The 14,416-nt window shown below is 36.4% G+C and carries 10 protein-coding genes and 1 pseudogene; 3 read left to right on the top strand and 8 right to left on the bottom strand.

Annotated features, from left to right (window positions below; all coding sequences use genetic code 11):
• Positions 1-399: 399 nt before the first annotated feature.
• The 4 genes from P2Q73_RS20300 to P2Q73_RS20285 all read right to left on the bottom strand — a co-directional run bounded on the left by P2Q73_RS20300 (position 400) and on the right by P2Q73_RS20285 (position 5,905).
• Positions 400-1,266: a GNAT family N-acetyltransferase gene (locus tag P2Q73_RS20300; protein ID WP_275790525.1), complete on the bottom strand. Its 867-nt coding sequence runs from the start codon at positions 1,264-1,266 to the stop codon at positions 400-402.
• Between the two features lie 9 nt (positions 1,267-1,275).
• On the bottom strand, positions 1,276-3,099 hold the full coding sequence (locus tag P2Q73_RS20295; protein WP_275790522.1) for an ABC transporter ATP-binding protein: 1,824 nt from the start codon (positions 3,097-3,099) through the stop codon (positions 1,276-1,278).
• Positions 3,080-4,816, bottom strand: a complete 1,737-nt coding sequence (locus P2Q73_RS20290) for an ABC transporter ATP-binding protein (RefSeq protein ID WP_275790520.1) — start codon at positions 4,814-4,816, stop codon at positions 3,080-3,082. Before P2Q73_RS20290 ends, P2Q73_RS20295 begins: the two co-directional genes overlap by 20 nt.
• Positions 4,817-4,978: 162 nt before the next feature.
• Positions 4,979-5,905, bottom strand: a complete 927-nt coding sequence (locus tag P2Q73_RS20285) for a DMT family transporter (protein WP_275790517.1) — start codon at positions 5,903-5,905, stop codon at positions 4,979-4,981.
• 175 nt (positions 5,906-6,080) lie between these two features.
• On the opposite strand from P2Q73_RS20285, the gene P2Q73_RS20280 reads away from it, so the two are divergent.
• Positions 6,081-8,123, top strand: coding sequence for a bifunctional diguanylate cyclase/phosphodiesterase (locus tag P2Q73_RS20280; protein ID WP_275790514.1), 2,043 nt, complete (start codon positions 6,081-6,083; stop codon positions 8,121-8,123).
• Between the two features lie 5 nt (positions 8,124-8,128).
• Here the strand turns inward: P2Q73_RS20280 and P2Q73_RS20275 are convergent, their stop codons facing one another.
• The 3 genes from P2Q73_RS20275 to P2Q73_RS20265 all read right to left on the bottom strand — a co-directional run bounded on the left by P2Q73_RS20275 (position 8,129) and on the right by P2Q73_RS20265 (position 11,828).
• On the bottom strand, positions 8,129-8,578 hold the full coding sequence (locus tag P2Q73_RS20275) for a threonine/serine exporter family protein (RefSeq protein ID WP_056828214.1): 450 nt from the start codon (positions 8,576-8,578) through the stop codon (positions 8,129-8,131).
• Positions 8,579-8,589: 11 nt separating this feature from the next.
• Positions 8,590-9,342 carry a threonine/serine exporter family protein gene (locus P2Q73_RS20270; RefSeq protein WP_256363912.1) on the bottom strand — a complete coding sequence of 251 codons (753 nt, stop codon included), beginning with the start codon at positions 9,340-9,342 and terminating at the stop codon, positions 8,590-8,592.
• A 380-nt stretch (positions 9,343-9,722) separates the two neighbouring features.
• On the bottom strand, positions 9,723-11,828 hold the full coding sequence (locus P2Q73_RS20265; RefSeq protein WP_275790508.1) for a beta-propeller domain-containing protein: 2,106 nt from the start codon (positions 11,826-11,828) through the stop codon (positions 9,723-9,725).
• A 154-nt stretch (positions 11,829-11,982) separates the two neighbouring features.
• Here P2Q73_RS20265 and P2Q73_RS20260 point away from each other — a divergent pair, with 154 nt between their 5' ends.
• The gene (locus P2Q73_RS20260; RefSeq protein WP_056828217.1) at positions 11,983-13,299 is read left to right on the top strand and encodes a short-chain fatty acid transporter; all 1,317 of its coding nucleotides are present in this window, start codon (positions 11,983-11,985) and stop codon (positions 13,297-13,299) included.
• A gap of 475 nt (positions 13,300-13,774) precedes the next feature.
• Positions 13,775-13,969, top strand: a pseudogene (locus P2Q73_RS20255) (transposase); the annotation flags it as partial.
• Between the two features lie 29 nt (positions 13,970-13,998).
• Here P2Q73_RS20255 and P2Q73_RS20250 read toward each other — a convergent pair.
• A complete protein-coding gene (locus tag P2Q73_RS20250; RefSeq protein ID WP_056828221.1) occupies positions 13,999-14,229 on the bottom strand; it encodes a hypothetical protein in 231 nt (76 codons plus the stop codon).
• Between the last annotated feature and the right edge of the window lie 187 nt (positions 14,230-14,416).

Below are 14,416 nucleotides of genomic sequence, written 5' to 3'. Positions count from 1 at the left end.
ATTCCCGCAGGAGTGACGCCTTTTTCAACGATTTTCTATAAATACTAATTGAAAAAATTCACATGATAAAAACATGCTCTTTTAATGGCATGATCGTTTTCTAATTGAAAAAGGGGGTAATAGAAATTGTAGTGTAAGGCGGCGACTCCAGCCGGAATAGCAAATGTTTTCTGCACCGAAAGCGAAGCGGCAGGTGCATGAGCGAAAAGACCCTGGACTGAGCGTAGCGAAATTAATTTTTGCGACGAGCTTTGCGCAGGAGCATTGTTTTTTGCGACGAGCTTTGCGCAGGAGCATTGTTTTTTGCGACGAGCTTTGCGCAGGAGCAAGGGAAGCGGCTGAAGCCATGCCGGCGGAACGCGTCCGCCTGGAACGCCAAAAAAAAATGACCCTATTGGGTCATTCTTTTCTATAAAAATGTGTATGTTGGATTGTTTGAAATCCTGCTTTCGTATAGATAGATAATGCAGTTTCATTATCTGTTTCTACGTCTAAATATACGAATGTTTTTCCTAAGAGATATGCTTCGTTTTTGGACCAGTTTAATAATGCAGTTGCTACCCCTAGACCTCGTGCTCTTTCATGAACAGCTAGTCCGGTTACCCATAACTTATCAGCATCATCTACTAAAGAAACAGTACCTACAACGTCATTATCCATTAATGCTATGATGAGTTGACGATTTGGCGTGACTGTATTAAATGCAATTAGTTCTCTAGCTTCCTCTTCGGTGTCTCCAAAAGCACTTACTAACACTTCTATTACTGCGGATTCTTCTTCCCTGTAGGGAAGAATTTTAATATCATTTGAAACGGAAGTTATTTCTGCATTTGCTCCCATCGTTCTCTCCGAAAAGTCATGGGTGTACCCAAGCTTCGTTAGCAAAAGTTGACCTGCTTCTGCAGTTTCAGGAATTATTGCTAAATCGGTCTCTGCTCCTCTAAGCTCTAAGTTTCTTATCAGTTCCTTTACAAGTTGATTCCCAATTCCTTTACGACGGATGCTCGGTAAAACTAGTGCACTCCACTCGAAATCCGATGTAGCGATGCGATCTATAGCAGTTGCTAACCCAATTAACCTACCAGATTCGTCGTCGTATGCTAACACGCAAAAACCTTTTAAATGATAATCCGTCAGTTCATCTATACTTAACAAAGAAGTATAGTTTTCTTTATCTTCCATAGATGCTTCTTGTATCAATGCTTTTATTTCTAGCATCGTATCAACATCTAATGGTATTGAAACAGTCATAAAAGAAATATGCATATTTCCTCCTTAAATTTTTGCATTGGTCAACATATTGTAATAGCGACCTTTTTGTTTTAATAGATCTTCTTGACCTCCAGCTTCTACTAGCTCTCCACCTTCCATTACGAATACAAGGTCAGCTTTTCTAACTGTATTTAATCGATGGGCAATAACAAAGCTCGTTCTACCTTCCATTAACCGCTCGAGCGCTTCTTGGATCTTTAGTTCCGTGACTGTGTCAATACTAGAAGTTGCTTCGTCTAATAAAAGTAAGGCCGGATCCGCTACTAATGCTCGTGCGATCGATAATAGTTGTTTTTGTCCCTGGCTAATCTCTCCACCATCGGCCGTTAATATCGTATCATATCCATTTGGCAGCTTCATAACAAAGTCATGTGCATTAGCTTCTTTTGCTGCATTTATTACTTCTTCATCTGTTGCATTTAATTTGCCGTACCGAATATTTTCTTTTACCGACATCTCAAAAAGGAAAGGATCCTGTAATACAAATGCTGTTTGGCTACGTAATGTATGTCTAGGTAATTGATTCATAGGAATCCCATCAATCAATATCCGCCCATCATTCACTTCATAAAAACGTGCTAGAAGCTGCATTATAGTAGTTTTACCAGCACCAGTTGCACCAACTAAGGCAGCAGTTTTCCCTGCTTCTACATGGAAAGACACATGCTGAATAGTTGGTTTTTCTTCCTCTTGGTTGTATCGAAACGTTACATCCTCGAAAGTGACATTTCCTATTAGTTTATAGTCCTTATTATCAACAGCAGCATCTAATTCTTCCGGTTCATCCATAATCGTAAAAACACGTTCTGCCCCAGCAATAGCGGAAAGAACCGTATTAAATTGATTGGCTAAATCATTTAAAGGACGAGTAAATTGACGAGCATACTCCGTAAAGATAACAATTTCACCAATCGTCACATAATTATAATATGCTAAGACACCACCCGCTGCGGCTACAAGTGTAAAGCTTACATTATTTAATAGGTTCATCACTTTTGGAATAAAACCCGAGTATGTAAGTGCCCAAAATCCAGTTCTTTTCAATCGATCGCTTTTCACTGAAAATTCTTCTAGCATACGACTTTCTTGTGAGAATGCCTTGACGATTCGTTGACCAGAAATAGTCTCTTCAATCATTCCATTTAATTCGCCGACCGCTTGCTGCTGCTCTTTAAACAATTTAGATGTTCGTCTCGTAATCCATCTCATTGCAAAATACATAAATGGAACAATTGTTAACGTGATTACTGTAAGTAAAGGGCTTAATAAAAGCATGACAGCGGCAGTGCCTACTAGTGTTAATATACTTGAGAACACCTGGATGAAGGAAGAATTCAACGTTTGGCTCACATTTTCAATATCATTTGTCATTCGGCTCATTAGCTCGCCATGCTGTCTTCTGTCAAAAAATGATACCGGTAATTTTTGTAGCTTATTAAATAGACCAGTTCGCATTCGATAAATCGTTTGTTGAGAGATTCCAATCATCCAATAACTTTGCAAGTACATCGTGATCGATAAAAAAACATATACAATGACAAGAATTCCAATTATCTTTGCGAGACCTGCAAAATTACTTTTAGTTAAGTATTCATCTATTATGACACCAATCAAATAAGGTCCTAGTAATGCTAAAGCGGAGCTTGCAACTACCAATATAAGCACGATTATTAATAAGAATCGCTGTTCATCAACCAATTTCCATATACGTGAGAGTACACCTTTCCAGTCGGATGCTTTCTCCACTTTCTTCTTATTGCTTTTCTTCAAATCTTCCTTAGTTACTATAGGTTCATAACCAAAAGGCTTACGAATGAAGTTCAACATAATTGTCTCCCTCCTGCTGTGATTCTGCAATTTCTCTATATAGAGATGAGCTCTCCATCAACTCATCATGGGAACCATATGCTGAAACTTTTCCTTCTTCTAGTAATAGTATTTGGTCTGCACCTTTAGCAGTCCTAATTTTTTGAGTAATCACTAGCATAGTGGCTTTTTCATCCTCTAATGCTTCCCATAAAGCATTTTCTGTCGATACGTCTAATGCACTTGTGCTATCATCTAACAATAGAATTTCTGGTTTTCGAACTAAAGCACGTGCAATCGAAAGTCTTTGCTTTTGACCCCCAGAAAGATTCACTCCCTTTTGACCAACTCTCGTATCATATTGATCGGGGAATTGCTCAATCGAATGATGAATTTGTGCTTGCTTTGCCGCCTCTCTTAATAACTCCTCCGTTGCTGTAGAGTCTCCCCAACCTAAATTTTCTTCAATACTCCCGGTAAATAAAATCGATTGCTGTGGGACAAGCCCTATTACCTGGCGAAGCTCCTTTAATGGCCATTCCTTTACATCTACTCCATTAATCAAAATTTCTCCTTTTGACACATCAAAAAAGCGGGGAATTAAATTTAACAGAGTTGACTTTCCAGAACCGGTTGCCCCCATAATTGCTAGTTTTGAGCCAGGTCTGACAGTAAAAGATACATCCTTTAAAACGGGAACATCTGTTGTAGGATAGTGAAATGATACATGATTAAATTCAATTTCCCCTATTCCAGGGAGAGAATCAGGAGTATCTGTCTCAATTTCTTCTATTCCTTCCTTCACTAATAACACTTCTTCCATACGCTCGGACGATGCCTTAGCACGCGAGAAGAAAATGATGATAAAAGCAAACATTGAAAAAGCACCAGTCATACGCGTTGCATAGTTCACGATCGCAACCACTTCACCCATCTGGGCATTTCCAACTTGTATTTCCTTTGCACCAAACCATAGAACTGCCATTAAACTTACATTCATCACAAACAGAAGGACTGGTAAGATTAACTCCATTATGCGAAAGGCAGTTATATTATCTATTTTGAGACTATCTGCTACTTTGGCAAATCGAGTGGCTTCGAAATTACCACGTAAATATGCCTTTATTAAACGTACTGCCTGCAAATTCTCTTGGATTTTACTAGTCACACGGTCTACACTTCTTTGCACTTTTCCAAAAAGCTTTAATCCCCTTCTACTCATCCAATATAAGAACACGACTAGAAAAGGAGCACCAATCACTAAATATAGCGCTAAATAAGGATGAACTACAAAGGACATAATAATACTTCCAATAACAAGTAAGGGAGCTCTTAACATGATGCGAAGTCCCATAAAGATTAAGTTTTGCGTAATGGTCACATCTGTTGTTAATCGTGTAATTAAACTGGAAGTAGGAAATTTTAAAAAGGTTGCCATCGTAAACGATTGAATCTTTTTAAATAGCGCTTGCCGGATGTCATATCCATAGCTTTGCACTGCATGAGAAGCGATGTATGTATTAATAATCCCTGCCAAAAATGCAATGAAAGACAGAGCAAGCATAATGCTTCCCCAAAAAATGATTGTTTCTTGATCTCTTGCTAATATTCCATCATCAATAATAGTTGCTATTAATAATGGTTGAATTAGCTCTACGGATAGTTCAGTCAGCATAAAGAACAAAGCAGTAGCTACAAGCCACTTATATGGAGATAAATAAGATAAAACTGTCTTCATGTTTCATACACCCCTAGATTCTTCGTTACACGAATTAATTATCGGTATGACCTATTATGCCATAATCAATCAAGAACAGATAGAAAAAGATGACTTAAAATTCAAGTCATCTCAGATTATTCTCATTATTTTAATAATTGACCGGTAGGTTAGTAGAAATGTTTAACTTTCAATCCCTTCCGTTACTTTCTTTTTCCACTTAATTTCTCCTGCAACCGAGAGCCATGTAACAAAAACAAGCATCACTACTACTCCAAAGTATTGCCACGCTCCCAGTATTTGTCCAAACCATATTACAGAAATAATCATGGCTGTCAAAGGCTCTAAGCTAGAAAGAATACTTGTTTCTACTGCAGTTATGTATTTCATACTGGATAGAAATAGAACAAATGCAACTGTACCGATTAAGATAATAAAAACAATCATCCAATTGAATGGAGATTCCGCTAGAAAAACCCATTCATCTGAACGCCATAATTGAGTGATTGTCCCTAGCAATACACCCCCGATTAACATTCCCCATCCGACAACAATCAGTACTCCCCATTCCTTCATGAGCCTTGCTGGATACACCGTATAAAACGCAAAAGTAAGACCTACACTTAACCCCCAAAGTAAAGCTTCGGTACTTATTAATAAATTGTTCACTTCAGCATTGGTCAACAAATAGAAAAGTCCAATGAGTGTGCCGATTATACCGACTACCTGATATTTTGGTGGGAACATTTTACTTTTCCAAGAAACAAATAGAATAATATAAATAGGTCCTAAAAATTGCAGCAATGTTGCTATAGATGCATTACTAGCATCAATTGCTGCTACGAACGTGTACTGGACACCTAGCATTCCAAAAATACCGAAGATAATTAATTGCCTCCACCAGCTAGGCTCTTTCCAAATGGCAAAAATTTGTTTACCACTCAATCGCATAAATAGTAGAAGAAAAAAACCTGCTACAGTTAATCTTATAGTTAGGAAAAAAGGAACAGACAACTTACTATTGTTGAATACCCACTCCATCATCGGACCTGTTGCTCCCCAAAGCATAGAACCACTAACTATTAATAGTATACCTTTCCAGCGATTCACTTTCTTCTCACCTCATTTTTAACGTTGTTGTTTTATGTACCAAATATTTTGAAAGGACTATTTAACTATTATTTTTTACAATATGATTATTTTGTTCTAGAGTAATGACTAATTTACCTATATTCTATATAATTATAAATAAACAAAATAGATTACTATGAAAGGGGTTGAAAAGATGTATTCGATTGAAGCAACATTAGATTCAAGCAGCTCTATTTTCAATAATATACCTTACCCAGCCTTTCTTACGGATAAAGAAGGTAACATAATTTGGTGGAGCAGAGAAGCTGAAAGACATTTTGGTTTTAGTCATGATGATGTAAAGGTAGAAAACCCACCTTTACTTGACAGTAGTGTAAAAGAATCTTTTTCTGATATGTATGATACTTATTCACACCATGAAGATCCTGTCCGCTTTGATTCTATTCTGCTATATCATGAAAACGGTGAAAATTCTATTGCTTCTATTGTGGCAAAATCCTTTACTATAGACCATCATTCGTTTGTTATATTTTTAATAGATCTTGATCATTTACCTAAATCCGAAGAAGCTTCTTTTTTAGAATTACAAGCAATTAAAAAAAGCTTATCCGATTCCTATATGGTTGTTTACTTAGACAAAGAAGGTTTAATTACTAATGCAAATTCTCAATTTTTAAAGAAAAGTAATTGGACGCCAAAACGTATTTTAGGAAAATCATTTTGGCAAATGTTTCCTGACACTTCCGAACATCAAATGGTTGCCACTAACATTATGAAATTACTCCGAAAAGGAGAGAGTTTCCAAGGCACCATCGAAAAAATAACAAAAGATGGAATTAATTATTGGGTTGAATTGCTTGCTATCCCAGTAAGAGATACCCAAAATAATACACTCTACTATTTATTATTGGAAGAAGAAATTACTGAAAAAAAATTATTCCAGTCTCGTTTAGAGAAAATTGCATATGTAGATACAGAAACTGGACTTATGAGTAGACACCGCTTAGAGGATATTGTAACAGAATATATAGAAGAGAAGAGACATTTTTCATTTGTTTTTATTACAATTGATCAATTTTATACATTAAGAGAAATTTTCAATGATCAAACCGAATCCAAACTATTAATTGAGTTTGCCAAAAGATTAAAAGTATATTTTGAAGACACTACGATCGCTCGTGTCGGAAGAGATGAATTTGCACTGATTACACCTTTAAGTGATTGGTATATCCAAGGATTTACGAATTATCTTAGACAAAACCCTATTTATTTAAATAATAAAGTCATTCCAATTACAATAAGTGGGGTAATTACAAAATACCCAGAAGCCCAGCATTCTTACTTACATTTAATAAAAGCTTCCAATACAACAATCCAAAAAGTTAAGCAAGAAGGCGGTGGAATGATAGCCAGTCTTTCTCAATCTGAACATAATAAACTAAGTCGAACAATACAAATTGAGAAACGTCTTCTAGAAGCATTAAATCATCGAGATTTGCATGTAATGTACCTCCCACAAAAAGATTTAGAGTCAGGAAAAATAACCGCTGTTGAAGCTCTTGTTCGATGGGAAGATGAAGTACTTGGAGTAATTTCTCCTGAGGAACTTATTCCAATTGCTGAAGAAACTGGTCTAATAAATGAAATTGGTACCTTTATGCTTGAAAAATGTTGCGAACAAGCAGCGATTTGGCACAATAAAGGATTTCCAATAAAGGTTAGCTTCAATTCTTCTATAAGAGAATTCCGAGACAAAAATATGGTGAAAACCATTCGAAAAGTGTTGGAGAAGTATGATTGCCCACCTGAAGCATTACAAATAGAATTTACTGAGAAATTTGCATTAGAAGCAGAAGCAGAAAAATCTATTATCCAACAAATGCAAACGCTCCAGCAAGATGGTGTGACATTCGTACTGGATGATTTCGGAACTGGCTATGCATCCCTGCGATACTTGCAACTTCTGCCAATCAGCCAACTGAAAATCGATAAATCATTTATCGGTTCACTTCTTAAACAAGAAAAGCTCCAACAGCTTGTGCAAGGACTAATTCAATTTGGACACTCCTTGAGTCTACGAGTAGTCGCAGAAGGAGTAGAATCAGCAGAACAATATAGCCAATTAGAACAAATAGGCTGTGATGCTTTACAAGGGTATTATATAAGTCGTCCTATTTCTACTAAAGAAGTGGAAAATTTGTTATACAAAGAAGCAAAAACCGTGAAAAACATATAAGTTTTTCACGGTTTTAATTTTGGTTGTTTTTTCGTTTTTAATAGCAGCTTTGTAATTATCTCTGCAAATACTAAACCTACTGCAATCGCTCCTGAAATCATTAAAGCATGTGATGCATACTCAATAGCAACTGCGTAATCCTGCTCCACAATATGTCGCATTGCGTTATACGCAACTCCCCCTGGAACTAATGGGATGATTCCTGCAACACTAAAAATAATCATTGGCATTTTAAAGTGTTTGGCCATTAGATGTGCGACAAAAGCTATTGTAAAGGCACCAGCAAAAGAGGATTTGACTGGATCATTACTTAATTCATTTATATACGAGTAAATTAGCCATCCTGTCATTCCAACTAAGCCACAATAAAAAAGTGAATTTTTGGGAGCATTAAAAACTATTCCAAATGCTGTTGCTGCAATAAAGCTTAGTATTCCCTGCAATAAATAAGACATGGCCTTCCTCCTTAGAATGACAATACAATTGCAACTCCTGCTCCTATTGCAAATGCAGTAAGAAATGCTTCCGCTCCTTTTGATAATCCAGACATAAAATGTCCTGCCATTAAATCACGAATAGCATTTGTAATGAGCAGTCCAGGAACAAGCGGCATTACAGAACCTATAATAATTTTATCTATATCCCTTCCAAGACCATATTCAACTGAAGCAATAGCTATTACGCTAATTATTAATGCAGCTAATAATTCTGCAAAAAACTTAACCTTTGTTTTTACCTGTAGCGTTTCAGATACTGTGTATCCTATTCCTCCTGCTAACATGGCTAAGGGTATATCAGTAGGATTTGCACCGAAGAGCAAGAGAAAAGCCCCCGATGCTATGGACGCTGCGATTATTTGTATCCAAAAGGGATACTTTTTATGTTCTTCCTCTATTTTTTTTAATTCTAAATACGCTTCATCCAAAGTAATTACTTTATTGGCTAAATTTCTGGAGACAGCATTAACGAGTGCAATTTTTTCTAAATCTGTTGTTCTATTACTAATTCTTGCTAATCGAGTTGGAATAGCTCTGTTTCCGCTGAAAAGAATGCCTGTTGGCGTCACAAAGCTTTGCGATTCGGTTAAATGTTGCGACTGAGCCATGCGATCCATTGTATCTTCTGCACGGTAAGTTTCCGCTCCACTTTCCATCATTAATCGACCTGCAAGAATACAACACTCTACTGCTAAATCATAATCAGGTCTCAATCGAAACACCGTCCTTCCTCTATTTACGATAATCTTATCGAACGATGAACATAAAAACAATCCAGTTTATTACTTTATCATATATTCATCGATAAATTCTAATATAATATTTATGCAATAATAATCCTTCATATAATACTTCAAGCTTCCTCAAAATAAGGCGTTCATATACCCTCGTTTATCGCTTTGCGGGTATTTCGACCGATTCCCCGAATTATTTTTTTATCCGTAGTAGGAAGCTTTTCCTTAAGTGCTGTTGCAGACATTTGTTCGTACTAAAAGGATAGCGGAAATTCATATATTCTCAAAATCTTTAGGGCTTTGCACAATGTCGTGAACAGACCGAAAAAGGATGAAGTCAACCTTAGCGGTTGCCTTCATCCTTTATGCTAGTATTTCAATTTTCCTATTTTCTCAAATTTATTTAAGTTATAGCTTGTGATTTCCCTTACTGCTATCGTGTACAAAGAATCCTCAACATACAACATTCGTTGAATACTACTTTCCCAATTTTCATAGAGCTGAGAAGGATTGTGGGGGTTTAATAAATTCCCTTTCATTACAATCCCTTTTTCTGGAGTTATTTCATAAATTAAAGCTCCGTCTTGCTTAAACTGAGCATACTCTTGACCAACGCCTTGCTCATAAATAGTAATTGGAAAGCCATATAGATTTTTTTCACGATGTTGGAACAAAGCATGATGATCGTATTGAATAGGTGAGAAAGTTCCTTGCCCTCCAATAACTTCTGTATCCACTTCTTTAGGATTTGATAAATCACTTACATCAAACAAAGACACTTTCATTCCCTCTGTCATAATAAGAGGTTCTTTAGAACCCTGTTGTGGGACAATCTTTGTTTCATATCCAAATCCTATTAGGTGATTTTCGTCTAATGGATGCAAATAATTACTAAAGCCAGGAATTTTTAATTCTCCTAAAACTTTCGGTGCAGTTGGTGTTGCAACATCGATGACAAATAGCGGATCTGTTTGCTTGAAAGTCACCATATATGCTTTATCACCCATGAACCTTGCAGAATAAATACGCTCATCTTTTGCTAGACCCGTTAAGGACCCAACTATTTTCATCCCTTTATCTAAAATGAAAAGATTGTTTTCGGAAGGTTCATTTTCATCCCAGCTACTACCTTTCGTTGTTACAGCTCTGAAATATCCATCATGTTCATCCATGGAAAACTGATTCAATATCGTACCCGTCAAACGACTTGATGCAACAAATTGAGCGGATGTTTCGTGAAGCGCAAATTTATATACTTCCGTATCCATTTTACCTGGATTCCATATAAATTTTTTAGAATTGGAATTTGTTGATTCAAAAATTGTTGAAGTTAAATATAAATTTTCCTTGGACATATATAACTGTTCACTTCCTCCAAGGTATCCCTTAGTCATAACGGTATTATCTTGTAAGTTTTCTACATTGATTGCTGATATAATACTATAATTTGCTTGCATGGAATTAGGAAGAATCGAAATGTTATCATAGTTCATAGGTTTCGGTTCTTTATCTGTCTTGGAATCATATACGCTAGGACGTAGCTCTATATCCTCATTCTCTTCCATCATCCAAAACTTTGGATAGACAGTTGTTACATAATACAGGGTATTATTTGTTAAACGTGCGCCATTCATATATCCTTCTGTGGCAATCTCCCTAGACAGTTTAGGTGATGCAGGGTTTGTAATATTATAGAAATACACACTCGTCATGGAATCCATTGGCATTCCAATTCTATCAATATTTTGTTTACTGTCTGATTCTAGTGTGCGAAACACATTCTTTTGCCCAATGATTATTAACGTATCATTAGACAATAATAGTTGAGAAGGATAAAAATCATTCGTAAAGCGGATTTTCGTTTCTTCTCTCATTTTCTCAGGATCTTTTACATTTACTATGACTACATTATTTTCACTAATCGAAAATACATGGGAGCCATTTGTTTTCACCATATCAGCTTCATCTACACCATCAACCTGGTTATTTGTAGTAGAATAATCTCCTCCTTGAGCACTGGAAGATTCTTTCGATTCTGTCTCCATAGTGTCTTCCATAATTGTGACTTCTTCATACCCTTGAGTTTTTTTCGCTAGCTCAAAATAAGCTTTTAGTTCTTCCTTTGATTTTACGGATTGAAGTTCTTTGTACACCGTGAAAGGAAATTTCGTTTTCATAAACTTATTTTTTACATATAAGCTATAGGTACCTTCTTTTAAGCCTGTTATTACAACTACCTTCCCATTTTTAGATACACTATGCTTTGCATTAACTTTTTTCCCTTGTTGGTCAGTTACATACATTTCCCCTTTTTTGAATGCATCCTCACTAACTGCCGAAGACAAAGTAACGATAAATGGTTGGTTGGATAATACAACATCCTGAGCACTCACGGATGTTCTAGCTGAAAAAAATACTATGACCAATCCAACAATTAATGCCGTACCAATTATCGACATAATCCACTTCTTCATATGATCTCCCTCTCTTTTCCTTTGTTAAACCATTAGACTTCCTTTTATGTAATTCGTTTCACTTTTTCCTTTATATTTTTTGAATGTAGAGAATTTACTGTTATTAGTCTATTATTATATTTGCAACATAATATTTTACAAAGGAGGGAATGTTGTGAAAACACTTACTAGGTTTTCAAATGCATTAATGGAGAGGTATTTACCCGATCCATACATTTTTGTAGCAATATTAACTTTATTAGTATTTTTATTGGGGATAACTTTAACAGATACTACCCCATTAGAGATGGTATCTTATTGGGGTGATGGTTTTTGGGGATTACTATCTTTTACTATGCAAATGGTTGTCGTTTTATTAGCTGGACATGTTCTAGCTAGTAGTCCAGTGTTCAAAAAGTTACTAAGTACCATGGCGAGCAGCGCTAAAACACCTGGTTCCGCAATAATTCTAGTATCTGTAGTTTCCTTAATAGGTTGTTGGATTAATTGGGGTTTTGGATTAGTTATTGGGGCTTTATTCGCAAAAGAGATTGCACGTAAAGTAAAAAATGTGGACTATCGTTTACTTATCGCGAGTGCTTACTCTGGATTTATCATTTGGCATGGTGGGTTAGCAGGATCAATCCCTCTGTCTATAGCAACAGAAGGTCATCCGTTTGCAGAGAAAATGGGTGTTATTCCTACAACTGAAACTTTATTTACAACCTATAACTTAGTTATTGTAGTAGTACTGTTAATTTCAGTTCCATTATTAAATAGATGGATGATGCCTAGCAAAGAAGAGACCTTTTCAATTGAACCAACTCTTCTCGAGGAGGAAGTAATAGAGAATAAAGAGCCATTAACAAAAACTCCTGCTTCCCGATTAGAAAGTAGTTATATTATATCGATTTTAATTGGCTTACTTGGGCTTGTATATTTAGTACAACATTTCATTACTAAAGGCTTTGATTTAAACTTAAACATCGTCAACCTAATATTCGTAACGCTTGGTATTATTTGTCACGGTACACCTAAGCGGTTTTTAATTGCCGTGAAAAACGCGGCTAAGACAGTTGGAGATATCGTCATTCAATTCCCTTTTTATGCAGGGATTATGGGTATGATGGTAGCCTCCGGGTTAGCAGGGGTTGTTTCCAATGCTTTTATTAATATTTCAAATGAACATACTTTCTATCTTTTTACTTTTTACGCCGCTGGTATTGTTAACTTTTTTATCCCTTCAGGTGGTGGTCAATGGGCTGTTCAAGCACCTATTATGTTAGATGCTGCCTCAGCATTAGATTTAAGCTACGCTAAAACAGCTATGGCAATTGCTTGGGGTGATGCTTGGACTAATATGATCCAACCATTCTGGGCATTACCTGCATTAGCAATTGCTGGATTAAAAGCGAAGGATATAATGGGCTATTGTGTCTTTGTCCTGTTATTAAGCGGAATAGTTATTAGTGTTGGACTTTACTTTTTTTAAGACCATTTTTAGCAATAACTACCCCTTTCAAGGGATCTCAGACTGTAGACAAACTCAAAGAAATTTGAAATTGTCTATAGTCTTCTTTTTATTTACAATACATAGTAAGAAATCGTCGATTTCCGTTTCAGGCGCTACGCTTTCCACGGGCACGGTCTCAGCCTTCTCCCTTGCTCCTGCGCAAGCTCGTCGCAGAAAAAACGTTGCTCCTGCGCAAGCTCGTCGCAGAAAAAAAGTTGCTCCTGCGCAAAGCTCGTCGCAAAAAACAATGCTCCTGCGCAAGCTCGTCGCAGAAAAAACGTTGCTCCTGCGCAAGCTCGTCGCAAAAATTAATTTCGCTACGCTCAGTCCGGGTGCTTCGGCTCGTGCTGTTCCCGTAGGAGTATTCGCGCCTTCCACTCCAATCGACTAGTGTTGGCAAATTTAAATAGTGTTGAGTTTCTAAATCTTCTAAGACGTTAAGTTGTTGAATATCATGATGACTAAAAACCAATTCAATGAAAGTGAACAACTTGAAATGCTAACGATTGACCAGCTTGTACCGAAGGACCATTTGGTTCGTAAATTAGATGCCGCGATTGATTTCCATTTCATTTATCCATTAGTAAAACATCTTTACTCTGCTACTGGGCGACCAAGTTTTGATCCCGTTGTGTTATTTAAAATAGTCTGCGACCCCTTTCAAGGGGTCTTTTCGTTTTATTCTTCTATTTTATTTCCTCTAGTCAATTTTTCGAATTCTTCCATGTCTCTGTCCCTTTTTGGGAGGTAATTAAAAGGATTTCTTTCCTGTGCAAATTCCTCTCTTGCATTAACTTGGATACCGATTTTCGTTCCAGCAGTTGCTGTCGGATCATTATATATATTTTCCTTTTCTCCATCGAAATGTGGAGTTGCTTCTACATGTTTGTTATCACTTTTTCGAGTCATCAAATCATCTCTCCTTTATAGTTAATATGCTGTCATCGAAGATGAACTATTCCTTTACTTTTAGACTATAATAAAAGCCCTAATCGATCCCATTTAAAGCAATACTGTTAAACTTCACGGTTGATATAAAAGGTTACTAAAGGATATAGAAATAACCAAGCTAAGAGAAATGAAGATACATTTTAAT

It is taken from the genome of Bacillus sp. Cr_A10 (assembly GCF_029222665.1).
GTDB lineage: Bacteria > Bacillota > Bacilli > Bacillales_A > Planococcaceae > Psychrobacillus.
The sequence above is the reverse complement of the archived record's forward strand: the minus strand, read 5'-3'. Positions and strand labels throughout refer to the sequence as shown.

Excerpts from the sequence above, each read along its gene's own strand:
- P2Q73_RS20280 (WP_275790514.1), top strand. The coding sequence starts at position 6,081 with ATGTATTCGATTGAAGCAACATTAGATTCAAGCAGCTCTATTTTCAAT.
- P2Q73_RS20300 (WP_275790525.1), bottom strand. The coding sequence starts at position 1,266 with ATGCATATTTCTTTTATGACTGTTTCAATACCATTAGATGTTGATACG.
- P2Q73_RS20275 (WP_056828214.1), bottom strand. The coding sequence starts at position 8,578 with ATGTCTTATTTATTGCAGGGAATACTAAGCTTTATTGCAGCAACAGCA.
- P2Q73_RS20295 (WP_275790522.1), bottom strand. The coding sequence starts at position 3,099 with ATGTTGAACTTCATTCGTAAGCCTTTTGGTTATGAACCTATAGTAACT.
- P2Q73_RS20290 (WP_275790520.1), bottom strand. The coding sequence starts at position 4,816 with ATGAAGACAGTTTTATCTTATTTATCTCCATATAAGTGGCTTGTAGCT.
- P2Q73_RS20265 (WP_275790508.1), bottom strand. The coding sequence starts at position 11,828 with ATGAAGAAGTGGATTATGTCGATAATTGGTACGGCATTAATTGTTGGA.
- P2Q73_RS20250 (WP_056828221.1), bottom strand. The coding sequence starts at position 14,229 with ATGACTCGAAAAAGTGATAACAAACATGTAGAAGCAACTCCACATTTC.